The 22,843-nt window shown below is 60.0% G+C and carries 23 protein-coding genes; 5 read left to right on the top strand and 18 right to left on the bottom strand.

What is annotated here, in order from left to right; translation table 11 throughout:
- Positions 1-25 precede the first annotated feature (25 nt).
- The 9 genes from GIW28_RS13035 to GIW28_RS12995 all read right to left on the bottom strand — a co-directional run bounded on the left by GIW28_RS13035 (position 26) and on the right by GIW28_RS12995 (position 9,385).
- The gene (locus GIW28_RS13035) at positions 26-1,183 is read right to left on the bottom strand and encodes a D-alanyl-D-alanine carboxypeptidase family protein (protein WP_017136053.1); all 1,158 of its coding nucleotides are present in this window, start codon (positions 1,181-1,183) and stop codon (positions 26-28) included.
- A gap of 173 nt (positions 1,184-1,356) precedes the next feature.
- Positions 1,357-2,358, bottom strand: a complete 1,002-nt coding sequence (locus GIW28_RS13030) for a septal ring lytic transglycosylase RlpA family protein (RefSeq protein ID WP_169987391.1) — start codon at positions 2,356-2,358, stop codon at positions 1,357-1,359.
- Positions 2,358-3,368, bottom strand: coding sequence for a lytic murein transglycosylase B (mltB, locus tag GIW28_RS13025; RefSeq protein WP_017136051.1), 1,011 nt, complete (start codon positions 3,366-3,368; stop codon positions 2,358-2,360). Before mltB ends, GIW28_RS13030 begins: the two co-directional genes overlap by 1 nt.
- A 17-nt stretch (positions 3,369-3,385) precedes the next feature.
- Positions 3,386-4,489, bottom strand: coding sequence for a rod shape-determining protein RodA (gene rodA / locus GIW28_RS13020; protein ID WP_050547734.1), 1,104 nt, complete (start codon positions 4,487-4,489; stop codon positions 3,386-3,388).
- Positions 4,490-4,520: 31 nt separating this feature from the next.
- A complete protein-coding gene (gene mrdA / locus GIW28_RS13015; protein ID WP_017136049.1) occupies positions 4,521-6,419 on the bottom strand; it encodes a penicillin-binding protein 2 in 1,899 nt (632 codons plus the stop codon).
- Positions 6,420-6,434: 15 nt separating this feature from the next.
- Complete coding sequence (gene rlmH, locus GIW28_RS13010) at positions 6,435-6,902, bottom strand: 23S rRNA (pseudouridine(1915)-N(3))-methyltransferase RlmH (RefSeq protein WP_003176297.1); 468 nt, start codon at positions 6,900-6,902, stop codon at positions 6,435-6,437.
- Positions 6,903-6,911: 9 nt separating this feature from the next.
- A complete protein-coding gene (gene rsfS, locus GIW28_RS13005; protein ID WP_003215432.1) occupies positions 6,912-7,406 on the bottom strand; it encodes a ribosome silencing factor in 495 nt (164 codons plus the stop codon).
- A gap of 69 nt (positions 7,407-7,475) precedes the next feature.
- Positions 7,476-8,120 carry a nicotinate-nucleotide adenylyltransferase gene (gene nadD / locus GIW28_RS13000; RefSeq protein ID WP_017136048.1) on the bottom strand — a complete coding sequence of 215 codons (645 nt, stop codon included), beginning with the start codon at positions 8,118-8,120 and terminating at the stop codon, positions 7,476-7,478.
- A complete protein-coding gene (locus GIW28_RS12995; RefSeq protein WP_099547587.1) occupies positions 8,120-9,385 on the bottom strand; it encodes a glutamate-5-semialdehyde dehydrogenase in 1,266 nt (421 codons plus the stop codon). The genes nadD and GIW28_RS12995 overlap by 1 nt, the downstream gene beginning before the upstream one ends.
- A 174-nt stretch (positions 9,386-9,559) precedes the next feature.
- Here GIW28_RS12995 and GIW28_RS12990 point away from each other — a divergent pair, with 174 nt between their 5' ends.
- The gene (locus GIW28_RS12990) at positions 9,560-10,243 is read left to right on the top strand and encodes a DNA-3-methyladenine glycosylase (RefSeq protein ID WP_236447301.1); all 684 of its coding nucleotides are present in this window, start codon (positions 9,560-9,562) and stop codon (positions 10,241-10,243) included.
- Positions 10,244-10,398: 155 nt separating this feature from the next.
- Positions 10,399-11,715 carry a bifunctional DedA family/phosphatase PAP2 family protein gene (locus tag GIW28_RS12985; RefSeq protein ID WP_236447300.1) on the top strand — a complete coding sequence of 439 codons (1,317 nt, stop codon included), beginning with the start codon at positions 10,399-10,401 and terminating at the stop codon, positions 11,713-11,715.
- Here the strand turns inward: GIW28_RS12985 and GIW28_RS12980 are convergent.
- Genes GIW28_RS12980 through GIW28_RS12970 form a run of 3 tightly spaced genes read right to left on the bottom strand, consistent with a single transcriptional unit; the run spans position 11,709 to position 13,390 of the window.
- Positions 11,709-12,302 carry an LON peptidase substrate-binding domain-containing protein gene (locus GIW28_RS12980; RefSeq protein ID WP_017136044.1) on the bottom strand — a complete coding sequence of 198 codons (594 nt, stop codon included), beginning with the start codon at positions 12,300-12,302 and terminating at the stop codon, positions 11,709-11,711. The two genes, GIW28_RS12985 and GIW28_RS12980, sit on opposite strands and share 7 nt — an antisense overlap.
- Positions 12,303-12,323: 21 nt before the next feature.
- Positions 12,324-13,040 (bottom strand): LrgB family protein, encoded by a 717-nt coding sequence (locus tag GIW28_RS12975; protein WP_017136043.1) that lies wholly within the window; start codon positions 13,038-13,040, stop codon positions 12,324-12,326.
- The gene (locus GIW28_RS12970) at positions 13,037-13,390 is read right to left on the bottom strand and encodes a CidA/LrgA family protein (protein ID WP_017136042.1); all 354 of its coding nucleotides are present in this window, start codon (positions 13,388-13,390) and stop codon (positions 13,037-13,039) included. The genes GIW28_RS12975 and GIW28_RS12970 overlap by 4 nt, the downstream gene beginning before the upstream one ends.
- 164 nt (positions 13,391-13,554) lie before the next feature.
- Here GIW28_RS12970 and GIW28_RS12965 point away from each other — a divergent pair, with 164 nt between their 5' ends.
- From GIW28_RS12965 to GIW28_RS12955, 3 genes are all read left to right on the top strand, one after another.
- Complete coding sequence (locus GIW28_RS12965) at positions 13,555-14,010, top strand: MaoC family dehydratase (RefSeq protein ID WP_071485430.1); 456 nt, start codon at positions 13,555-13,557, stop codon at positions 14,008-14,010.
- A 105-nt stretch (positions 14,011-14,115) separates the two neighbouring features.
- On the top strand, positions 14,116-15,834 hold the full coding sequence (locus GIW28_RS12960) for a C13 family peptidase (RefSeq protein WP_017136041.1): 1,719 nt from the start codon (positions 14,116-14,118) through the stop codon (positions 15,832-15,834).
- Positions 15,835-15,863: 29 nt separating this feature from the next.
- On the top strand, positions 15,864-16,505 hold the full coding sequence (locus GIW28_RS12955) for an oxidoreductase (protein WP_017136040.1): 642 nt from the start codon (positions 15,864-15,866) through the stop codon (positions 16,503-16,505).
- A gap of 114 nt (positions 16,506-16,619) precedes the next feature.
- Here the strand turns inward: GIW28_RS12955 and GIW28_RS12950 are convergent, their stop codons facing one another.
- From GIW28_RS12950 to GIW28_RS12925, 6 genes are all read right to left on the bottom strand, one after another.
- Positions 16,620-16,904 (bottom strand): YceK/YidQ family lipoprotein, encoded by a 285-nt coding sequence (locus GIW28_RS12950; protein WP_170038070.1) that lies wholly within the window; start codon positions 16,902-16,904, stop codon positions 16,620-16,622.
- Positions 16,897-17,526: a flavin prenyltransferase UbiX gene (gene ubiX, locus GIW28_RS12945; RefSeq protein ID WP_017136038.1), complete on the bottom strand. Its 630-nt coding sequence runs from the start codon at positions 17,524-17,526 to the stop codon at positions 16,897-16,899. Before ubiX ends, GIW28_RS12950 begins: the two co-directional genes overlap by 8 nt.
- Entirely contained in the window at positions 17,523-18,872 is a 1,350-nt protein-coding gene (gene mpl, locus GIW28_RS12940) for a UDP-N-acetylmuramate:L-alanyl-gamma-D-glutamyl-meso-diaminopimelate ligase (protein WP_017136037.1), read from the bottom strand. The genes ubiX and mpl overlap by 4 nt, the downstream gene beginning before the upstream one ends.
- Positions 18,873-18,985: 113 nt before the next feature.
- Positions 18,986-20,080: a hypothetical protein gene (locus tag GIW28_RS12935; RefSeq protein WP_236447299.1), complete on the bottom strand. Its 1,095-nt coding sequence runs from the start codon at positions 20,078-20,080 to the stop codon at positions 18,986-18,988.
- 487 nt (positions 20,081-20,567) lie between these two features.
- Positions 20,568-21,554 carry a hypothetical protein gene (locus GIW28_RS12930; RefSeq protein WP_236447298.1) on the bottom strand — a complete coding sequence of 329 codons (987 nt, stop codon included), beginning with the start codon at positions 21,552-21,554 and terminating at the stop codon, positions 20,568-20,570.
- Between the two features lie 277 nt (positions 21,555-21,831).
- On the bottom strand, positions 21,832-22,843 hold a 1,012-nt coding region (locus tag GIW28_RS12925; protein ID WP_236490396.1), incomplete at its 5' end, for a hypothetical protein.

The raw sequence follows: 22,843 nt of genomic DNA, 5'->3' as shown, positions 1-22,843 counted from the left end.
CGCGGGGCTTTGCAGGTGCGCACAATCAGTTGAACAAGCCGTAGAAGAATAGACGGATGCTATCCCACACGCGGCGGAAGATACCACCTTCGTCAACGGCGTCCAGTGCGATCAGGTCGGCGCTATGCACCACCTTGTCATCGAGCTTCACTTCGACTTTACCGATCACGTCACCCTTGGCGATTGGAGCGACCAATTGCGGGTTCATGGTCATGCTGGCCGCGAGCTTTTTCAGCTGGCCTTTAGGCATGGTCAGGGTCAGGTCATCGGCCAGGCCGGCCTTGACTTGGTGGGTCGCGCCTTTCCATACCGGGGCTTGGGCCAGCTCGGCCCCCTTCTGGTAGAAGGTCTGGGTTTCGAAGAAGCGGAAGCCGTAAGTCAGCAGTTTTTGCGTCTCGGCCGCACGGGCCTGCTCGCTGTTGGTGCCGAATACCACGGCGATCAGGCGCTGGCCGTCACGTACGGCGGACGACACCATGCAGTAGCCGGCTTCGTCGGTGTGGCCGGTTTTCAGACCGTCGACGGTCTTGTCACGCCACAGCAGCAGGTTACGGTTAGGCTGCTTGATGTTGTTCCAGAAGAATTCCTTCTGGGAGTAGATCGCGTAGTGCACCGGGTCGACACGGATGATCGCACGAGCCAGCACGGCCATGTCGTGAGCCGACGAGTAGTGCTCCGGGTTCGGCAGGCCGGTCGGGTTCATGAAGTGGCTGTTGGTCATGCCCAGGTCGCCGGCGGTCTTGTTCATCAAGTCGGCGAACGCGTCTTCGCTGCCGGCGATGTGCTCGGACAGGGCCACGCTGGCGTCGTTACCGGACTGGATGATGATGCCGTGCAGCAGGTCGCTGACGGTAACCTGCGAACCGACCTTGATGAACATCCGCGAACCGCCGGTGCGCCATGCGTTTTCGCTGACGGTAACCGGGTCATTCTCGCCGATCTGGCCGCGACGGATTTCCAGGGTCGCGATGTAGGCTGTCATCAGCTTGGTCAGGCTGGCCGGGGGCAGGCGCTGGTCACCGTTGTTCTCGACCAGCACGTTGCCGCTGGCGGCATCCATGAGGACCCAGGCCTTGGCGGCCAATTGCGGGGAAGCTGGCACCATTTCAACCGCCCAGGCGGCCGGGGTGATGATCAGCGAAAGAAGCAGGCACGTGCGTTTGGCTAAGGTGGTGATGTTCATCCGTCTCTCGAAATTGCTTATGGAAACTTGCCCTCGCGGGCAAAACTATTCAGACAGCCCGCTGCCAGACTGTCGCGTGTTCGGTTGCCCGCTCACCCCTTGCCCCTGGGTTTTTATTGTTCAACGAGCCAACAACCTCGGTTCAGGCGAACCTGAACCATCAATCCTTTTACTTATTCAGCCGTGACGACACTGGGTTGCCCCAGGTTGGCCAGGCGCACACTGTTCTGCACGTGCGCCACTTCACTTGGCGAACCAATCGGGCCCATGCGCACACGGTGCAGGGTTTGCTGGTTACGCACGATGGAGCTGATAAACACTGGCGCGCTGACCATGCCGCTGAGCTTGGACCTTAACAGTTCTGCCGCATCCGGGTTGGCGAAAGCGCCGACCTGCAGGTACTGGCCGCCGACTGTAGATGCGCCTGGCGCTGCATGGGGCACCACGACCGTATCGGGTGCGTGCTGCGCCGGTGGCGGTGTCCACTGCTCGATCTTGCCCGCCGAGGCGGTCACTTGCGGTTGCGGGGTTTGCGGCTCGTTGAGCATCAATGGCGCCGGTTTGCCACGCTGAGCCCAATACTGCGCCGGGTCGATACCTTCGACTTTCACACGCGCGGTGCCAGTTTCGGCATAACCGAGTTTCTTCGCGGCGGCGTAGGACAAGTCGATGATCCGGTCCGAATAGAACGGCCCACGGTCGTTGACCCGCAGGATCACCGTACGGTTGTTGTCCAGGTTGGTCACGCGTACATAGCTGGGCAGCGGCAAGGTCTTGTGGGCCGCGCTCATGCCGTACAGGTCATACACTTCGCCGTTGGCGGTGTTCTGGCCATGGAATTTGGTGCCGTACCAGGACGCCGTGCCCGTTTGCGAGTAGGTCTTGGATTCCTGCAGCGGGAAGTAATTCTTGCCCAGCACGGTATACGGGTTGGCTTTATAAGGCCCGGTGTGCAGGGTCGGCGTGGCATCCGGGATCTTTGATACGTCGACATCCCACCACGGCGCGCCGTCTTTGTGCGCGCGGTTGATGTCCAGGCCCGGCTGGGCGCGAACGACAGCGCCGCCCTTCGGCGCCGGAGCACGGCTGGTAGTGGAGGAGCAACTGACAACCAGCAAGGACAACGCGGCGAACGCCACCAGCTTGAGCGGTTTTTGGAACGGCGATACCCGCATTACTTGTTGCCCCGTGCTTGGACCAGCATGTCTGACAGCTGATGCACGGCCATGGCGTACATCACACTGCGGTTATAACGCGTGATTGCGTAAAAATTCTTCAGGCCCATCCAGTATTCCGGACCGTTTGCGCCTTCGAGGCGGAACGCCGTCACCGGCATATCATCGCGTGGCGCATTCTGACTCGACCAGCCCAGCGCTCGCAACTCCCCGACGGTCTTGACCGGCTCAATACCTTGGGTCAAACCTTCGTCGGCGCGCTCGCCGGTGACATCGGCGCGGATCACCACCGGTTCGCCGGCCACCCAGCCATGGCGCTTGAAGTAGCTGGCCACGCTGCCGATGGCATCGTCCGGGTTGCTCCAGATATTGATGTGGCCGTCGCCGTCGAAATCCACCGCATACGCCCGGAAACTGCTCGGCATGAACTGCGGCAGGCCCATCGCACCAGCGTAGGAGCCTTTGAGGGTCAACGGGTCGACCTGCTCTTCACGGGCCAACAGCAGGAACTCACGCAGCTCCTTGCGGAAAAACTCGGCACGTGGCGGGTAATCGAAGCCCAGGGTCGACAAGGCGTCGATCACCCGGTAACTGCCGGTGTTGCGCCCGTAGAAGGTTTCGATGCCGATGATGGCGACGATCACCTGGGCCGGCACGCCGTATTCCTGCTCGGCGCGGGCCAGCACCGCTTCGTGCTGGCGCCAGAAGTCCACGCCCCGCGCCACACGGGCGTCGGTGAGGAACATCGGGCGGTAGTCTTTCCACTGTTTAACGCGCTCGGCGGGACGCGAGATCGCGTCGAGGATCGCCTGCTTGCGCTGGGCTTCACGGAACACGCCCATCAGTTGTTCACCGGCAAAACCGTAGTCGCGGGTCATTTCACCGACAAATTCGGCGACCTGGGGTGAACCATCGTAGTCACCGGCCTGCACCTCTTGCGTCGCGCCCAGCAGCCCAATCAGGCCCATCCAGGACGCGTGCCGAGTCGCCCAGCCGCGCATTACTTGCATTGACATCTTCACCTTATTCAAACCTGCGCGATCCACTTGCGATGCGTGTGAATCGACATCAAAACCCCAAACGCTGACATCAATGTCACCAGCGAAGTTCCGCCGTAGCTAATGAACGGCAACGGCACCCCAACCACCGGCAACAGGCCACTGACCATACCGATGTTGACGAAAACGTAAACAAAAAAAGTCATGGTCAGGCTGCCGGCGAGCAATTTGCCAAACAGCGTCTGCGCCTGGGCGGTAATCACCAGGCCGCGACCAATCAGCAGCAAATAGATCAGCAACAGCGCGCAAATGCCCACCAGGCCGAATTCTTCGCCCATTACCGCAATAATGAAGTCGGTGTGGCTTTCGGGCAAAAAGTCCAGGTGTGACTGGGTGCCCAGCAACCAACCTTTGCCAAATACGCCGCCGGAACCAATCGCCGCCTTGGACTGGATAATGTTCCAGCCAGTGCCCAGCGGGTCACTTTCCGGATCCAGGAAGGTCAGGATCCGCTGCTTCTGGTAGTCATGCATAAAGAAGAACCACATGGCCACCGCCACCGGGATCGCCGCCGCCAGCACGCTGAGGATCCAGCGCCAGCGCAGGCCGCCCATGAACAACACGAACGCCCCGCCCGCCAGGATCAGCAGCGAGGTGCCGAGGTCGGGCTGGCGCACAATCAAAATGAACGGCACGCCGATCAATATCAGGCTGATGCCCACGTGCTTGAGCTGCGGCGGCAAGGTGCGCTTGGACAAATACCAGGCGATGGTCGCCGGCATCAGGATCTTCATGAATTCCGACGGTTGGAAGCGAATCACCCCCGGAATGTTGATCCAGCGGGTCGCGCCCATGGCGTTGTGGCCCATTACGTCCACCACCACCAGCAGCAAAACACCGGCGACATACCCCAGCGGCACCCAGCGCGCCATGAAACGTGGCTCCAGCTGGGCGATAACCACCATCGACAACAGACCCAGGCCGAACGACGACGCCTGTTTGATCAGTAGGTCCCAGTTCTTGCCGCTGGCCGAATACAGCACGAACAGGCTGCCGGCCGCCAAGGTCAACAGCAGGATCAGCAACGGGCCATCAATGTGCAGGCGCTGCAGCAACGTCGCACGCCGACGCATCACATCCTCACTGGAGAGGATGCGGTCAAAATTACTCTTCACGGGCCGTAACCTCGGTGCTTGAAGGGGGGCCACCATATTCGGATTTGAGTCTGCCGTCGTCGGCCAACAGCCAAGCGTCCATGATCTGACGCACCACAGGCGCCGCGACGCCAGAGCCGGACTCGCCGTTCTCGACCATCACCGCCACCACGATTTTCGGGTCGTCGGCCGGCGCAAAGCCGACAAACAAGGCGTGGTCGCGGTGACGCTCCTGAACCTTGGAGCGGTCGTATTTCTCACCCTGCTTGATCGCGACCACTTGGGCCGTACCGCTTTTGCCGGCAATGCGGTATTGCGCGCCCGCCGCGGCCTTGCGCGCCGTGCCACGCGCACCGTGCATCACTTGCTGCATGCCGTGGTTGACCTTGGCCCAGTCGGACGGGTCGCGCAGCACGATGTCCGGAATCGGGTTTTCATCCACAGGCTTCTGGCCTTCGATGGTCTTGGCCAAGTGCGGGCGGTTCCACACGCCTTTGTTGGCCACCAGCGCGGTGGCCTGGGCCAGTTGCAGCGGTGTGGCCTGCATGTAGCCCTGACCGATGCCGAGGATCAGGGTTTCGCCCGGGAACCATGCCTGACGACGGGTCGCGCGTTTCCACTCCCGCGACGGCATCAAGCCAGGGGACTCTTCGAACATATCCAGGGAGACTTTCTGACCGAGGCCGAACTTGCCCATATAGGCAGACAGCCGATCAATCCCCAGCTTGTGGGCCAGGTCATAAAAATAGGTGTCGTTGGAGCGCATGATTGCGGTGTCCAAGTCGACATAGCCGTCACCGGTGCGGTTCCAGTTACGGTATTTGTGATCGTAGTTGGGCAGCATGTAGTAGCCAGGGTCGTACACGCGGCTCGATGCCGTGACCACACCCGAATCCAGACCGGCAATCGCCACCGCCGGCTTGATGGTCGAACCCGGCGGGTACAGCCCGCGCAGCACACGGTTGAACAACGGCCGGTCGATGGAATCACGCAACTCGGCATAGGCCTTGAAGCTGATACCGGTCACAAACAGGTTCGGGTCGAAACTCGGCTGGCTGACCATCGCCAGCACTTCGCCGGTGGCCGGGTTGAGCGCGACGACGGCGCCACGACGACCGCCCAGGGCCATCTCCGCCGCTTCCTGCAATTTGATGTCCAGGCTCAGCACAATGTCTTTGCCAGGGATCGGGTCGGTGCGCTTGAGCACACGCAGCACGCGGCCACGGGCGTTGGTCTCAACTTCTTCGTAACCCACCTGGCCGTGCAGCTCCGGCTCGTAGAAGCGCTCGATGCCGGTTTTGCCAATATGGTGGGTGCCGCTGTAATTCACCGGATCGAGGCTTTTCAGCTCTTTCTCGTTGATGCGCCCCATGTAGCCGACGGAGTGCGCAAAGTGTGCCCCTTGCGGGTAATGCCGCACCAACTGCGCCACCACTTCCACACCTGGCAAACGGAACTGGTTCACCGCAATGCGCGCGATCTGCTCTTCGTTGAGCTCGAACAGAATCGGCACCGGCTCGAACGGCCGACGCCCCTGCTTCATGCGTTTTTCGAAGATCACGCGGTCTTCCGGCGTCAGTTGCAGTACCTCGACGATTACGTCGAGGACCTGCTGCCAGTCGCCGGAACGCTCGCGGGTCATGCTCAGGCTGAAGCTGGGCCGGTTGTCCGCCACCACCACGCCATTGCGGTCGAAAATCAGCCCGCGGGTCGGCGGGATCGGCTGCACATGCACCCGGTTGTTTTCCGACAACGTGGAGTGATAGTCGTACTGGATCACCTGCAGGTAATACAGGCGCGCAATCAGCACCGCAATCAAGCCCACCACCAAAAAAGCGCCAAACACCACGCGCGAACGTACCAGACGTGCGTCTTTCTCGTGGTCCTTGATGCGGATCGGCTGGGTCATCGGCAATGGCGCAGATTATTTGTGGTAAGGGTGCCCGGACAGAACTGTCCAGGCGCGATACAGCTGTTCACCGATCAGAATCCTTACCAACGGGTGCGGCAACGTGAGTGCCGACAGCGACCAGCGCTGGTCCGCCCGCGCGCAGACTTCCGGCGCCAGCCCTTCCGGGCCGCCGACCATGAAGTTGACGGTACGCGAGTCCAGGCGCCAGCGATCCAGCTCCACCGCCAACTGCTCGGTGCTCCAGGGCTTGCCGTGCACCTCGAGGGTGACGATGCGCTCGTTGGGGCCGACCTTGGCCAGCATGGCTTCGCCTTCCTGACGGATAAAGCGCGCCACATCGGCATTCTTGCCCCGGGTGTTGAGCGGTATTTCCACCAGCTCCAGCGACAGCTCAGCGGGCAGACGCTTGGCATACTCGTGCCAGCCTTCTTCCACCCACTTGGGCATGCGTGAACCGACAGCGATCAGACGCAGGCGCACAGCCGTTCCTTATTCCTGGTCTTTGTTGAGCTTGTCGAAGTGCGCATGGCCCACTTCCGGGCTGTGGTGCTTGCCATCAGCCGCACGGCTCTGCTCGGCGCCTTTCCACAGACGCTCCAGGTCGTAGAACTGGCGGGCGTTGCTGGTCATCATGTGAACGATCACGTCGTCCATGTCCAGCAGTACCCAGTCGCTGTCGCCCTTGCCTTCTTCACCCAGTGGCTTGACGCCTTGGGCTTTGACGGCTTCGCGAACCTTGTCGAGCATCGCGCCGATCTGGCGGTTGGAAGTACCGGTAGCAATGATCATGAAGTCGGTGATGCTTTGCTTGTCGCGCACGTCCAGCACCTGGATGTCCTGGGCTTTAACGTCTTCCAGGGCCGCCACGGCGACTTTTACCAGCTCTTCGCCAGCCAGCTCAGGGCCGGTGTGCGCTTCTACTGGCAGCGGGGCGCTTTTGAAAGTGCCTTTGCGCTTAACTTTGCTTACGTCTTTGTTCGTCATATAAAACTCGTTTTGCTCGTATGTTCGGGCGCCCGCTGCACGAATGTTCGTGCGATCAAGCGCGCCTTTTCAGTTCGACGCACGGTAAAGCCCGTGCGCATCGATGTAGGCCAGGACCGCGTCAGGCACCAGGAAACGTACCGACTTCCCGCTGGCCAGCAGTTGACGGATCTGGGTGGCGGACACCGCAAGCGGGGTCTGCCAGACGAATGCAATATTCCCGTTCGGCCCGGTCAGGGCCAAGGGGTCACTTACCGACCGCGCGGCCAGCAGGTTGCGCAAGGCATCCGGCGGTTCGCTGTCGGCATCCGGGCGTTGCAAAACCAGGATGTGGCAATGCTGGAGGAGTTCCTCCCAGCGATGCCAAGAGGGCAGGCCGCAAAATGCGTCCCAGCCCAAAAGCAGAAACAACTGGTCATCTGCGGCCAACTCGGCGCGCATCAGTTCCAGGGTGTCGACAGTGTAGGACGGTTTATCGCGTTTGAGTTCGCGGTCGTCCACCACCAGCGGCGGTATACCTTCTACAGCCAGGCGCACCATCTCCAGGCGTTGCTGCGCAGACACCTGCGGCATATCGCGATGGGGTGGCCGCGCGTTAGGCATCACGCGTAACTCATCCAGCGCGAGGGCATCCGCGACTTCCAGGGCACTGCGCAAATGGCCAATGTGCACGGGGTCGAAGGTGCCACCGAGCAGCCCGATGCGTTTACCCATCAAGTGCGCACATGACCGTCGCCGAACACCACGTACTTCTCGCTGGTCAGACCTTCCAGGCCAACCGGGCCGCGTGCGTGGAGCTTGTCGGTGGAAATGCCGATCTCCGCCCCCAGGCCATACTCGAAGCCGTCGGCAAAACGCGTCGAGGCGTTGATCATCACCGAGGCGGAATCCACTTCGGTGAGGAAACGCCGGGCATCGCTGAAATGCTCGGAAACAATAGCGTCGGTGTGCTTGGAGCCGTATTTATTGATGTGTTCGATGGCCTGGTCCAGGCCATCAACGATGCGGATCGACAGGATCGGCGCCGTGTACTCGGTGTACCAGTCGTCTTCAGTCGCTTCGATCACGTCCGCGCCCAGCAGTGCACGGGTGCGTTCGCAGCCACGCAGTTCCACGCCCTTGTCACGGTAGATGGCAGCCAGCGGCGGCAACACGCGCTCGGCAATGCCAGCGTGTACCAGCAGGGTTTCCATGGTATTGCATGGCGCGTAGCGGTGGGTCTTGGCGTTGTCGGCGATGCGGATCGCCTTGTCGAGGTCGGCCGCGATGTCGATGTACACATGGCACACGCCGTCCAGGTGCTTGATTACCGGCACCTTGGCATCACGGCTGACGCGTTCGATCAGGCTCTTGCCACCACGCGGCACGATCACGTCGACGAATTCCGGCATGGTGATCAACGCGCCTACGGCGGCGCGGTCGGTGGTTTCCACCACCTGCACCACTTCGGCCGGCAGCTCGGCCACGGCCAGGCCTTGCTGGATGCACACAGCAATGGCGCGGTTGGAATGAATGGCCTCGGAACCGCCACGCAGGATGGTGGCGTTGCCCGACTTGAGGCACAGGCTCGCGGCGTCGATGGTCACGTTCGGGCGCGACTCATATATGATGCCGATCACGCCCAGCGGCACGCGCATCTTGCCGACCTGAATGCCGGAGGGCAGGTAGCGCATATCGCGGATTTCACCGATGGGGTCAGGCAGCTTGGCCACCTGACGCAGGCCTTCGATCATGTCGTCGATACGTGCCGGGGTCAGCGCCAGACGGTCCAGCAGGGCCGGTTCCAGGCCATTGGCGCGGCCGTTGGCCAGGTCCAGTTCGTTGGCGGCGGCCAGCTCGGAGCGCGAAGCATCCAGAGCATCGGCGGCGGCCAGCAAGGCGCGGTTCTTCTGCGCAGTGCTCGCACGGGCGATCAACCGCGAGGCCTGCCGGGCAGCGCGACCCAGGCGGGTCATGTAGTCAAGAACGGACTCAGTCATGGTCAGGGAGTCTTGGCAAAGAGGAAAGCGGCAGATTATAGCTGTGACGCCGCCCGACTGACAGCGGTGAGGGGCGGATGGTCGAAATGAACTGTAAAAACTTGGGGTTCAGCGGTAATTAAGGTGGGAGTTGTTATTATTCGGTCACATTTAGCCGTATTAACCTTTGCCGCCATGTCCAGTTTTGCCCCCCAGCCCCCCGCCAGCGCCCTGCCCGATAGCTTCTTCGACCGTGACGCGCAAATACTTGCGCGCGAATTGCTCGGCAAAGTCATCCGCCACCGCGTCGGTGAAACCTGGCTTTCGGCGCGAATTATCGAAACCGAAGCCTATTACGTGGCCGAAAAAGGCAGCCATGCCTCACTCGGTTACACAGAAAAGCGTAAGGCTTTGTTTCTGGATGGTGGGCACATCTACATGTACTACGCCCGTGGCGGCGATTCACTGAACTTCAGCGCTCACGGCCCCGGCAATGCGGTGCTGATCAAATCGGCTTATCCGTGGGTCGATGAGCTGTCCGGCCCGGCGAGCCTGGCGCAGATGCTGCTCAACAACCCGGACGCCAATGGCCACCCACGCCCCTCGCAAAAACTTTGCGCCGGCCAAACGCTGCTGTGCAAAGCCCTGGGCCTGAAAGTGCCGATGTGGGACGCCAAGCGCTTCGATCAGGAACTGCTGTTTGTTGAAGACGTGGGCCAAACCCCGACGCAAATCATCCAGACCACCCGCCTGGGCATCCCCAGCGGGCGCGATGAACACCTGATGTACCGCTTCGTGGATGCGGGTTATGCACCGTATTGCACCCGGAACCCGCTGCGCCGGGGCCAGGTCGAAGGCCGTGATTATTTTTTGATTTGAACAGACAGAAGCAGCCCAGCAGATCGAATGTGGGAGCTGGCTTGCCTGCGATAGCGGTTGAACATTCACTCTCGAGGTGACTGACACACCGCCATCGCAGGCAAGCCAGCTCCCACAGTTGATCGCCACTGCCGACATAAATGGAGTGAAGTTTTATGGGCCAATGGCTCGATAGCATTACTGGCTGGCTCACACTGAACCCCGAATGGCTGGCGGTGGCGGTATTTATCGTCGCGTGCGTTGAATGCCTGGCCATCGCCGGTCTGATCGTGCCAGGCACCGTCTTGCTGTTTGCCATTGCGGCCCTGGCCGGCAGCGGTGCGCTGTCGTTGAGTGAAACCTTGCTGCTGGGCTTTCTCGGCGGCTTGCTGGGCGACGGCGTTTCCTACTACCTGGGCCGACACTTCCATCAGAACATCCGCCGCCTGCCCGGTTTACGCCACCATCCGGAATGGATGAACGGCGCCGAAACCTACTTCCACAAGTACGGCATCGCCAGCCTGCTGGTCGGGCGTTTCATCGGCCCGCTGCGCCCCATGCTGCCGATGGTGGCGGGCATGTGCGACATGCCGTTCCCAAGGTTTGCCGCCGTCAGCGTGGTGGCCGCGGCCGGTTGGTCGGTGGCCTACCTGCTGCCGGGCTGGGCCACCGGCGCCGCCTTCCGCCTGCCGCTGCCGGAAGGTTTCTGGCTGGAAGCCGGGATTGTGGCCGGGTGTATCGCGGTGTTGCTGGGGCTGAGCTTGAACAGCAGCCTGCGCGGTCATCGTCGCGCCACTGTGTGGGTAGGCTGCGCCAGCCTGACCTTGTTGATTGCCCTGTTTATCGGCTATCCCCACCTCAACCACTTCGACCAGGGCCTCAGTGCTTTGGTCCAGGAGCATCGCAGCCCGTGGCTGGACGAAGTGATGGTGCGGATTACCCAACTGGGTGAATTCAGGAAGATGTTTATCGCCAGCGCGATTTTCACTGGCCTGCTGCTGGTGGCGCGGCAATGGCGGCATGCCGTGTTCGTCGGTGCTACGTTGGCGGGGGCGGCGGTGATCAACACGGGCACCAAGCTGTTTTTCGCCCGTGGCCGCCCGGAAATCCTCACAGAACCACTGACCAGTTTCAGCATGCCCAGCGGCCACGCCTCCGGCGCCTTTGCGTTCTTTCTCGCACTGGCGGTGCTGGCAGGGCGCGGGCAACCCACGCGCCTGCGCCTGACCTGGATGTTGCTGGGCTGTATTCCCGCCGCCTTTATTGCGCTGTCACGGGTTTACCTGGGCGCGCATTGGCCCACGGACATACTGGCCGGCACGCTGCTGGCGATGACGGTGTGCGCCTTCAGCCTGGCCGTCATCCAGTATCGAAGCCCGCTGCCGGCCATGCCGCAGAAAACCTGGTGGCTGCTGCTCCCGGTGCTGGTGGCGGTGCTGAGCTTTATCGCCCTCACCGGCACACCCCACGCCCTGTTGCGCTACGCCTACTGAGTGAACAGTTCGCCCTGCAACTCGTCGAGCAGCATCTGGATCGCATCCAGGCGCTGCTGTGGGTCATCGAGTTGCAGCAGGTCGATCTTGTCGGCCTCGGTGAACGGCAGCAGATACGCCAGCTGATTGCCCAAGGCTTGCTGGCCCTCGGCATGCGCGTCCATATCCAGCGAAGCCACCATCGGGTGCTCGGCCAGGGCCTGGAGCAACGCCAGCAGGTCGGCGTCCTCTTCTTCCAAAGGCTGGTCGGGCAGTTCCTCGAGCCATTGCACCTCGGCCACCAGCAACTGATCCTTCTGCACGCCGGCGTCGCGCACGCGGAAGCGGCGGCCACCTTCGACGCGAATCCCCAGCAGGCCGTTGTCCTGCTGTTTAAAATCGCGGATCAGCGCTTCACAACCGATCAGCGCGTAGCCGTCCGGGGCCATGCCGACTTCCTTGCCGTCGAGGATGCACACCACACCAAAGCTTTCGCCCTTTTTCATGCAGCGGCTGATCATGTCCAGGTAGCGCGCCTCGAACAGTTGCAAGTCGAGGGTGCAGCCAGGGAACAGCACGGTATTGAGCGGGAACAGCGCCAGACTCATAAAGGTTTCCTTAAACCTGGTTTAAACGATCACCGACACGGCCAACGGCAGGAAAACCGCCGTGCCCACGCCCATCAGACTCATGGCCAACGCCGCGAAGGCGCCGCACTCTTCACTTTCCTGCAAGGCCACCGAGGTGCCGACGGCGTGGGCGGTCATGCCCAGCGCCATGCCACGCGCCTCGGGGCTGTGCACACCGAGGCGCGACAGGTACGCCGGGCCGATCATCGCGCCGATCACCCCGGTGATCAGCACAAACACCGCCGCCAGCGCAGCCACACCACCGATCTGCTCAGCCACCAGCATGGCAATCGGCGAGGTCACCGACTTGGGCGCCATGGTCATCAGCATCATATGTTCGGCGCCGAACCACCAGCCCAGCAGCACACACAAGCCGGTGGCCACCACGCCGCCTATCACCAGCGTAGTAAAAATCGGCCAGAACAATTGACGAATCCGTCGCAGGTTCAAGAACAGCGGCACCGCCAAAGCCACCGTCGCCGGGCCGAGCAGGATGCCCATGATCTCGGTGCTCTTGCGGTACTCGACGTAGGTCAGGCCGCAACTGAGCAGCACGCCGATCACCAGCAGCATCGACACCAGCACCGGTTGCAGGAAGACCCAGCGGGTTTTCTCGAATGCCGCCAGCACCAGTTGATAGGCGCCGAGGGTGATGCCGATGCCGAACAACGGATGATGAATAACCGCAGCCCACGCGCCCTGCCAGTCGCCGATCATTGATCGCGCTCCTTGCGCTTGACCATGCGCTGCATCAGCACGCCGACAAAACCCATGGCGATCACCAGCGACAAAACGAGCGCGCCGATGATGGCCCAGAAATCGGCGGCAATGTCCTTGGCGTAGACCATCACGCCCACCGCCGGCGGCACCAGCAGCAACGGCAAGTAACGTAACAGGCTGCTGGCAGCCAGGCTCAGGGGCTCGCCGACTTCACCGCGCCAGATCAAAAAACCCAGCATCAGCAGCAAGCCAATAATCGGCCCCGGCAGCACCGGCAACAGCAAATGGTTGATCGCGGTGCCGATCAATTGAAACAGCACCAGCCAGGTCAGGCCCCGTAACAGCATCGCTCTCTCCCCTCTAAAGCTGGGACGCATTATAAGCACGCCCGCCATATGCTTCGGCATTCGCCAAAAGCATGGTGGGTTGACCGGGTGGGTTGCCCATGATGATCTACATTGGTTCTCTGTAACTCATAAAAAACAGAATCGATGAACCAAGGAGAGTCGCAATGCCCTATGTACCTGTAGCGCAGCTCAAAGATTATGTCGGCAAGGAACTGGGACGCTCCGAATGGCTCACCATCGACCAGGCGCGTATCAACCTGTTCGCAGAAGCCACTGGCGATCATCAGTTCATCCACGTCGACCCGGTCAAGGCCGCCAAGACCCCGTTCGGCAGCACCATCGCCCACGGTTTCCTGTCGCTGTCGTTGATGCCCAAGCTCATGGAAGACATCCTGATCATGCCCGAAGGCCTGAAGATGGCGGTCAACTATGGGCTGGACAGCGTGCGTTTTATCCAGCCGGTAAAGGTTAATTCCAAAGTCCGCCTGAACGTCACCCTCACCGACGTGACCGAGAAAAAACCTGGCCAATGGCTATTTAAGGCCACCGCCACCCTGGAAATCGAAGGCCAGGAAAAACCTGCTTACATCGCCGAGTCGCTGTCACTCTGCTTCGTGTAAGGCCGGGCCTGTGGCGAGGCAATAAACCTTGCCACAGTGTATGTAAATTTATGTATGAATCTCGCAGCTGCGGCATACTCGGCGCTCAATTATCCGGATCCCGCTATGCGCCCACTCGCTCCCCTTGCCCTTGCCCTGTTGCTCACCGCTTGCGGAGACGGCGAATCGCTGTTGCCGCCCGATGCGCGCCTGCCCGACGGCGGCCGTTACCGGGGTGATGTGGTCAACGGTTTGCTGCAAGGCCAGGGCCGCGTGGACTACCCCAATGGCAGTTGGTACGCCGGCCAGTTCGACAAAGGCCAGTGGCACGGCCAGGGCGAATGGCATGGCAGCAATGGCGAGGTCTATAAAGGCCAGTTCCAGCAAGGCCTGTTCGATGGCCAAGGCAGCCTGACCACGGCGGGCAGCAGCTACGTCGGCGGTTTCAAGAACGGGCGACGCAACGGCGAAGGCACCCTCAAAGAGGGGCAGATGACCTATCGCGGCGAATTCAAAAACGATCAATATTCCGGCCTTGGCCGCCTGGAATTGGCCGACGGCAGCCAGTACCAGGGCCAGTTCGTGCACGGCAAACCCAATGGCGAAGGCCAGCGCAACGACGACAGTGGCAACCAGTTCAGTGGTCGTTTTGTCGATGGCCAGCTTGAAGGCAATGGCACCTTCAACAGTGCCGACGGCGATATCTATGTCGGCCAGTTCAAACAGAACCAGCTCAACGGCAAGGGCCGTTATGAAAACGCCGACGGCGACGTGTGGATCGGCCAGTTCAAGGAAGGCGCGCTCAGCGGCAAAGGCGAGTTGATCGGTGTGGACGGCAGCCACTACGTGGGCCAGTTCAGCGAATGGCGCTTCAGCGGCGAAGGCCGTCTGAACCTCACCGACGGCAGTTTCTATGTCGGCGGTTTCGACAGCGACAGCTACCAGGGCAAAGGCACCCTGGTACTCACCGACGGCACCGTGCAGGCCGGCACTTGGGTCAACGGCATGCGCGTGCGCGATGCCGACGGCAAGTTGCTGCCCGACCCACTGGAGGTCGGCATACTGGCCCAGGGCCGCTTGCTCGATGCCGCCCTTGCCGCCGTGCCACCCTCCACGCCTGCCGTCGAGCTGTACACCCTGGTATTGGCCGGCGATGGCAAACAAAGCGTGTTCCTGCGCGAAGCCGATTACGTCAGCAACATGCTCGCCACGCGCTTCGGTGCGCGCGGGCAGATTCGTCTGGTCAACCACCGCGACCACATCGCCGACCGCCCGCTGGCCACCCGCGAAAGCCTGCGCCGCGCTGTGCAAACCCTGGCCGAACGCACCGGGCCGCAAGACCTGGTGTTTATCTACATGACCAGCCACGGCACCCACGAACATGAACTGGTACTCGACCAGCCGCGCATGGAGCTGGCCGACCTGCCCGCCGACGAGCTGGCCGCCGTGCTTGCGCCGCTCAAGGACCGCGACAAGATCATCGTGATTTCCGCCTGCTACTCCGGTGGGTTTATCCCGGCCCTGAAGGACGAGCACACGCTGATCATGACCGCCTCGCGCGCGGATCGCGTGTCTTTCGGTTGCTCCGAGGAAGCGGACTTCACCTACTTCGGCGACGCCCTGTTCGCCCAGGCCTTCAACCAGACCGACGATTTGCAACAAGCCTTCAAACTGGCGCAGCTGCACGTGGCCGAGCGTGAACAGGCGGACAACTTCGAAGCCTCTGAACCGCAGATCTGGGCGCCCAAAGGCGTGATCGCCCACTGGCAATTGTTACGTAAACAGCAGGCACGAAAGGCGCTCGAAAGCGTCTCAATGAATAGCAAGGAAGCCAAAGGCAACTAAGCTGTAACGTGTAACAAGGGGGAAACACCATGTACCTGACACCTCAGCATATCCTGCTCGCCGGCGCCTCCGGCCTGACCGGCGAACACCTGCTCGACCGCCTGCTCAACGAACCCACGGTGACCCGCGTACTGGCACCTAGCCGCAAGCCGTTGGCCGAACACCCACACCTGGAAAACCCGGTGGGTGACCCGGCGGTGTTCCTGCCGCAACTGAGCGGCCAGGTTGATATCGCCTTCTGCTGCCTGGGCACCACGATTAAAAAAGCCGGTTCAGAAGAAGCCTTCCGTGCGGTCGACCTGGACATGGTGGTGGCCTTCGCCAAGCGCGCACGGGAGATGGGCGCTCGGCACCTGATCGTGATCAGCGCGATTGGCGCCGACCCGAAGTCCTCGATTTTCTACAACCGCGTCAAAGGCGAAATGGAGCAAGCGCTCAAGGCTCAGGACTGGCCGCAACTGACCATCGTGCGGCCTTCGTTGCTGCTGGGGGAACGCTTGGAATCGCGCCTGGCCGAGAAAATCGCCGGGCCGTTATCGCGGTTGATTCCGGGCAAATACCACGGTATCGAAGTCTGCGAACTGGCCCGCGCCATGTGGCGCCTGGCGCTGGAAGAGCAGGATGGCGTGCGGGTGGTGGAGTCGGATGAGTTGCGCAAGCTCGGCAAATGATCTAGCAGCGCCTGTGCGGGCCCCATCGCAGGCAAGCCAGCTCCCACCTTTGGAAGGCATTCCCCTGTGGGAGCCGGGCTTGCCCGCGATGGGGCCCGCACACTCAACGCAACACTAAAGCCCGCCCGTTGCGTTAAACCCCACACCCAACACCGTCAATAACGACAGCGGCAACAGCAAGGTATCGAGCACCGCACTGGCCGGCAGGTCGATATGCGGATAGCTCGGCGCCTCAGCGCCAAATCGATCCTTGGCGCAACAGCCGCCATTGATCGCATACACATCCAGCCGCGTGCCGGCATACACCACCGGCGCCCCGGGTTGCGCGGCATCCAGCGTGCGCGCCGTGGCGCAGCCTGTCAGTTGCAGCGCCAACATTACCAGCAGCGCCTTATTCATCGCTGCTCAAATGGTGCTCGCCCCAACGTGGCAGCATGTCCTGGGGAATGTTCAGCAGGTTGAGAATGCGCGCCACTACAAAGTCCACCAGGTCATCGATGGTTTGCGGCTGGTGATAAAACCCTGGCGAGGCCGGCAAGATGGTCACGCCCATGTTCGACAGCTTGAGCATGTGCTCCAGGTGAATACTCGAATACGGCGCCTCGCGCGGCACCAGGATCAACTGGCGGCGCTCCTTCAAGGTCACGTCAGCCGCCCGCTCGATCAGATTGTTGCAGGCGCCCGTGGCAATCGCCGACAAGGTGCCGGTGGAGCACGGCACTACCACCATCGCCGCCGGCGCACCGGAGCCGGACGCTACCGGCGACATCCAGTCTTCTTTACCGTACACCTTGATCTGCCCGGCAGCCGCGCCGGTGTACTCGGTGAGGAAGGCTTGCATCATCTGCACCTTGGCCGGCAGTTGCACATCCGTCTCGGTGGCCAGCACCAGTTGCGCGGCCTTGGAAATCAGGAAGTGCACCTCGCGGTCTTCGCGCACCAGGCAGTCCAGCAAGCGCAGGCCGTAAGGCGCACCGGACGCGCCGGTCATCGCCAGGGTAATGCGTTCCGGGCCACTCATTTGAGCGCCTCGGCCAGCTTGCCGTGCAGGCCACCGAAACCGCCGTTGCTCATGACCACCACATGGGTGCCGGGCTTGGCTTGATGTTTGACGTGTTCGATGATCGCTTCAATGGAGTCGCACACGATGGAAGGCACCGTGCACAGCGCCGCAATCGCCGGCAGGTCCCAGCCGAGGTTAGTCGGGGCGTACCAAACCACCTGGTCGGCGTCGTTGACGCTTTCCGGCAAACCATCGCGGTGCGCGCCGAGTTTCATGGAATTGGAGCGCGGCTCAATAATGGCAATGATATTGGCATCACCGACGCGCTTGCGCAGGCCATCCAGCGTGGTCGCAATGGCTGTTGGGTGGTGGGCAAAGTCGTCGTAGATGGTAATCCCGTTCACATCTGCGACTTTTTCCATACGGCGTTTCACGCTCTTGAACGCGCTCAAGGCGGCGATGCCCATGGAAGGCACCACGCCCACATGCCGTGCGGCCGCCAGGGTGACCAAGGCATTGGCGACGTTATGTTGACCGGTCATGTCCCATTCGACGACGCCTTGGGCCTCACCCTCGAACAGCACTTCAAAGCGCGAGCCGTCTTCGCTGAGCAACTTGACCTGCCACTGCCCGCCCGCGCCGGTGGTTTGCACCGGCGTCCAGCAGCCCATGTCGATCACGCGCTGCAGGGCCGGCTCGGTGGTCGGGTGGATCACCAGGCCTTCGCTGGGGATGGTGCGCACCAAATGGTGGAACTGGCGCTCAATGGCGGCCAGATCAGGGAAAATGTCCGCGTGGTCGAACTCAAGATTGTTGAGGATCGCGGTGCGCGGGCGGTAATGGACGAACTTGGAGCGCTTGTCGAAGAAGGCGCTGTCGTATTCATCGGCCTCAATCACAAAAAACGGCGTATCGCCCAAACGCGCCGACACCGAGAAGTTCTGCGGCACACCGCCGATCAGGAAACCCGGGCTCATGCCCGCATGCTCAAGCACCCAGGCCAGCATGCTGCTGGTGGTGGTCTTGCCATGGGTGCCCGCCACAGCAAGAACCCAGCGGCCTTGCAGCACATGGTCGGCCAGCCATTGCGGGCCGGAGACATAGGGCAAGCCCTTGTTGAGTACATATTCGACCGCCGGGTTACCACGTGACATGGCGTTACCGATCACCACCAGATCCGGGACCGGGTCGAACTGTGAGGGGTCGTAACCTTGGGTCAGCTCAATACCCTGGGCCTGAAGCTGCGTGCTCATGGGCGGATAAACGTTGGCGTCGGAGCCAGTAACGTGATGGCCCAACTCTTTGGCCAGGACCGCCATCGAACCCATGAATGTGCCGCAGATACCCAGAATATGAATGTGCATAGTTGACCTCGTAAACATCGAGGCAGGTTAGCGCAGGGAGTAGGAAATCGCACCTTTTAAACGGTCAGCGGGCGAGCGAAATGCGTCTGGCATTTCGCTCGATAGTGCCATCCTCAAGCGATGGCGGGTGCTTGAGTGTTGCGCTGACTGGCTTTCAAAGCAGCGAGCAAACGCAGGTTTTCATAGGCCTCGTCCATGCGCTTGAACTTCTTGTCGATCAGGTCAAGACGCCCTTCTACATCGGCAGGTATGGGTTCGCCGGGTTTATATGGTTTAAAAATAATTCCGTTCTGCCGAGTGATCTTCTTCAATTGTTGCTCAGAGAACCTGAGTATCTTTTCCAGGTTGCTTAAGCGTGCGTCGTTATCGGTTGGCCAACGTTCACTCTTGGTAAATACACGGTTGTTCTCGCCCAACAGAATCATGACGGTGGAGCCCATGCCCAACAGCTTTATCTCGAAATCATCCAGGCGCTGGTCAATCGTGCCTGCCGAATCGGCTGTCGAATCGGGCGTCGAATCAACGTGCTCGGCAGCGTCACCTTTTTTGGGCGGGCTGCTGGCGCCGGGCAAAAACGGTGGCGGCAATACACCAGGGGCGTAAGAAGACTTGATCCGCTCTCCGGCGGCCACGGAGCCTGCATAGGCTGCTACGTTGATCGGCGCGCTGACCATCCCGGTGATACCGGCACTGATAGCCGCATCACGAGCAACGCGCAGGGCGCTTGGCCCGGTATCAATCACACCGGCCTTGACCAGTCTGTCGGCATCAAAAACTCGCTTGGCAGCCTCCGCCACACTGATAGGCGCCTGCTTGCGCAAATTGGCCATCATCAACTCGTCATTGGCCTTGATTTTATTGATCTGCATGACAGTGCTCCCCGCGTCCTTGAACCCACCGCCCTGGGGCTTGGGTGCAGGCCCGGGCTTGCTCGGCGGCGCGGGTTTAGGATCTGGTTTCGGCTTGGGCGGCACTGGCGGACGCGGGCGCGGTGGTAGCGGCGGCGGCACAGGAGCAGGTGGTGGAGATGGAGGCCTCGGCCCCCTTCCACCTCCCCACTTGAGGTTTTTGCTCTCGATGGCCCCCTTGGTTTGCGACAAAGGCCAATCAGCAGGATCAGCTTTATACGACTCGAGCTGCGCAGCAGGCTGGTCGACGGATACAGGGTGTGAAGCAATGAAAGTGGCCATTGAAGGAATAATGTTCATAGTGTTCACCAGCGTGATTGTTATTGTATGAAAACACTCTAAGCAGTTGCCCTGAATGAGTGGGCACCCCACCCAGTACAGTTCCAGCCAGAGCCTGCCAACACGCCCTGTAAGACAAAGCCCTCTCACGGATGAAGCACAGCGTTAAACTCGACACTTTAAGCGTTCCCACCTACCTTGCTGTTCGAGCTATCTTTTTAGACTTGCACAGCCGCTCAGGCCGGCGCTGCAGCGCACTTTCGTACGCGATGAACGTGTTCATCCCGGCCCAGCACTTCTCTATGCCAATCAATCAGCGCCGATAGCGCTATGCGCAAGATCAGCAGAAACCGGAAGCACTCACATAAGCACGCCATAAAAAATTACTTCACCCGCAAGAAAAGCCCGCACTCTTCAATCAGAGTGCAGGTCAATCAGAGTGCAGGCGTTCAGCGCAGCGTCGACCTCGTTCCCGCCAATCGCCTGACCCGTGACACGCGCCGGCCTACTAGTTGGCACTGCCCGATACTTTCCCCTTTAAGACACCGAACAGTGCCGTCAGGGCCGCCAGCCTGGAATCGATGACAGCTGTGCGGGTCTTTATATCGTCGCTATCACCGCCCGAGGTAGCAGGTTGAAACTTAACGCCGTACTTTTGTGCATCCTTAACCAGTTCGGGCTCACAATAGTCGAGTATTGCATCGAGAGAATCCAAACGTTCCTCATCGGTTTGCGCTGCCCATTTGTCCGATGGCCCAACATGCCCTTCGCCCCGCAGATTGGCTAAGGTATTGGCCACTTGAAATACACTTGTCTGCTTACGATCGACGAGCTTTCCTTCATCAACGGGGGCGCCCTCAGCAATGGTGACACCCTCAGCAGCGGTGGCACCCTCAGCAACGGGGGTTGCACTGAGGTGAGGTTTAATAGTTTCATTGATAGTTCCGATGGTCACAAAAGCAACTATCGTAACTGGCAAAGTAATCGATGAAGTCACCAGTGCATTTTTATACGCCTTACCCAGCTCAAACTTGGACTCCGCCCCTGAGGCTTTGCTTAAATCCGCTGCATTTTCCTCAAGCGCTCGAGAAGAGAACGGTGGAACCTCTTGCCCATCGACTCGACCCGGTGTGGGCTGAGCGAACAACTTGTCACGGGCTTCAGCATCTTTTTGCGTTTGCCACTTTTTCCTGTTCGCTTCTCTATAGTCAGCCACTTGCGAAGCAGTGGCATTTGTATCAGTGGCCTCCCCCGGCTGTCGTTGGCCACTGGCGTGCCCCGGACCTTCGAGGGATGTCACTTGTTTATCAATGAACCCCTGATCAAAACCGTTATTGCTACCGTCTGCGGGTTTGGCCGCTGCCGCGCCCTCTATCTTGGGAGCATCAGGTGTTCTTACAGGGCTAGGCGGCTCGCTTCTGGTCCATCCGCCACTGAAAAAATTCGAAATTCTTGAGCATACCAATGGCCGTTCAACTGCATTTGCAAATATCATAACGTTCTGCCTAATAATTAGTTTTAATTAGAAAGCCATCCATTTCCTTCAGCCATTAGGTGACACAAATACCTCATACAGTTCCAGGCTATAAAAAAATACGCACCCGCCACTGACCTACAACAACGTCGGCAAAAACGATCCAGGCACACAGGCACAGTGCGTCAGCCGCACGGATACTAAAAATCGCAGCCCGACGACTCAACCAAACGCGAACTTATTAAAAACTCAGACGGGCGCGGCGACTTTTTTCGCTAAGCCGCGCCCGTTAAAACCATTATGGTTTATCCGAAGGCGTCAGTGCATTCAGCACTCCAAACTGTGCTAACTGAGGGCCAAAGGGTGTATTGGTAACAGTACTGTATGCATACCAAGCGCCCTTTTTAAATAGCGCAACTACTGGCCTGCTTACACCGTCCGACTCCACCTGATAGAAGCCCTTGACAATATCACCCTCCTTGTAATTTCCTGTCACCTCATAAAATCTGTAATTCCCTTTCAGTCGAGCAAGCACCTCATCTGAATGTTTGCGTACCGTCTTTAAATCCTTACCTAAGGCGACTATCCCCCGTTTAAAGTTTTTCGGCAGATCAACGATATCGGTAACCCCCACAGAAGCACCGACCCCTGCAAAAAAAGACCGCTTGAGCACCTTGCCTGCTGACTTACCAAGCTTCAAGGCCCTATTCGCGGCACTTGCCCCAGGGAGAAAAAACCCTAAAAAATCGAACCCGATATTAAAAGCTGCTCCGGCAACATTGCCGTCGATCGCATCTTTAATACCATCATAGAAGGGAATAAGCGAAAGGAGAAAATTGTTGACCGCTTGATTAGCCCTGGTGTTCTTTTCAATCCTCGTTTCACCGAAAAGCTTTGTTTTTAAATAATCATAATCCTTGGTAAAAAAATCACCCACCGCGGCACCCAGCGAACCGTTCCGTTGAGAAAAATACGGCGTTCTTGCTTCACCGATTACATCAGGCGAATCACGCTCATTATTGGTGGCAAATTCTGTAAACACATTGTACGTGCCAGGGACTCGTGCCTCGTAACCCGGAGAAAAATACCTGCGATCGTCAAAATTTGGCTGCTCTGCCGGCACTCCCTTTTCCTTAACAATTTTTCCCAGGGCTGGAAAATAACTAAAGTACTCAACCGCCCCATCCCCGCCCTCAACTTTCATAAGCAAGCCTTGCCCCCCTTCCAACTCTTTGAGTTCGTGTGGAGTGGGCTTTCGGGGTTGGCGCCCGGGGTAAAGCTGTAGGTTGTTCGTTTCCTCTGTGCCCAAA

The sequence above is a fragment of the Pseudomonas sp. PA-5-4B genome (assembly GCF_021606215.1).
Lineage (GTDB): Bacteria > Pseudomonadota > Gammaproteobacteria > Pseudomonadales > Pseudomonadaceae > Aquipseudomonas > Aquipseudomonas edaphica.
Note: the sequence above shows the minus strand (reverse complement) of the source record. Positions and strands in the feature narration are given on the sequence as shown.

Coding starts and splice junctions, on each gene's coding strand:
- GIW28_RS12975 (WP_017136043.1), bottom strand. CDS start 13,040: ATGATCGGCGACTGGCAGGGCGCGTGGGCTGCGGTTATTCATCATCCG.
- GIW28_RS12960 (WP_017136041.1), top strand. CDS start 14,116: ATGCGCCCACTCGCTCCCCTTGCCCTTGCCCTGTTGCTCACCGCTTGC.
- GIW28_RS13030 (WP_169987391.1), bottom strand. CDS start 2,358: ATGCGGGTATCGCCGTTCCAAAAACCGCTCAAGCTGGTGGCGTTCGCC.
- GIW28_RS12955 (WP_017136040.1), top strand. CDS start 15,864: ATGTACCTGACACCTCAGCATATCCTGCTCGCCGGCGCCTCCGGCCTG.
- rsfS (WP_003215432.1), bottom strand. CDS start 7,406: ATGACGAACAAAGACGTAAGCAAAGTTAAGCGCAAAGGCACTTTCAAA.
- GIW28_RS12935 (WP_236447299.1), bottom strand. CDS start 20,080: ATGAACATTATTCCTTCAATGGCCACTTTCATTGCTTCACACCCTGTA.
- GIW28_RS12950 (WP_170038070.1), bottom strand. CDS start 16,904: ATGAATAAGGCGCTGCTGGTAATGTTGGCGCTGCAACTGACAGGCTGC.
- GIW28_RS13035 (WP_017136053.1), bottom strand. CDS start 1,183: ATGAACATCACCACCTTAGCCAAACGCACGTGCCTGCTTCTTTCGCTG.
- GIW28_RS12995 (WP_099547587.1), bottom strand. CDS start 9,385: ATGACTGAGTCCGTTCTTGACTACATGACCCGCCTGGGTCGCGCTGCC.
- GIW28_RS12990 (WP_236447301.1), top strand. CDS start 9,560: ATGTCCAGTTTTGCCCCCCAGCCCCCCGCCAGCGCCCTGCCCGATAGC.
- GIW28_RS12970 (WP_017136042.1), bottom strand. CDS start 13,390: ATGCTGTTACGGGGCCTGACCTGGCTGGTGCTGTTTCAATTGATCGGC.
- GIW28_RS12980 (WP_017136044.1), bottom strand. CDS start 12,302: ATGAGTCTGGCGCTGTTCCCGCTCAATACCGTGCTGTTCCCTGGCTGC.
- GIW28_RS12985 (WP_236447300.1), top strand. CDS start 10,399: ATGGGCCAATGGCTCGATAGCATTACTGGCTGGCTCACACTGAACCCC.
- GIW28_RS12930 (WP_236447298.1), bottom strand. CDS start 21,554: ATGATATTTGCAAATGCAGTTGAACGGCCATTGGTATGCTCAAGAATT.
- mpl (WP_017136037.1), bottom strand. CDS start 18,872: ATGCACATTCATATTCTGGGTATCTGCGGCACATTCATGGGTTCGATG.
- nadD (WP_017136048.1), bottom strand. CDS start 8,120: ATGGGTAAACGCATCGGGCTGCTCGGTGGCACCTTCGACCCCGTGCAC.
- ubiX (WP_017136038.1), bottom strand. CDS start 17,526: ATGAGTGGCCCGGAACGCATTACCCTGGCGATGACCGGCGCGTCCGGT.
- rodA (WP_050547734.1), bottom strand. CDS start 4,489: ATGCGTCGGCGTGCGACGTTGCTGCAGCGCCTGCACATTGATGGCCCG.
- mrdA (WP_017136049.1), bottom strand. CDS start 6,419: ATGACCCAGCCGATCCGCATCAAGGACCACGAGAAAGACGCACGTCTG.
- GIW28_RS12965 (WP_071485430.1), top strand. CDS start 13,555: ATGCCCTATGTACCTGTAGCGCAGCTCAAAGATTATGTCGGCAAGGAA.
- mltB (WP_017136051.1), bottom strand. CDS start 3,368: ATGCAAGTAATGCGCGGCTGGGCGACTCGGCACGCGTCCTGGATGGGC.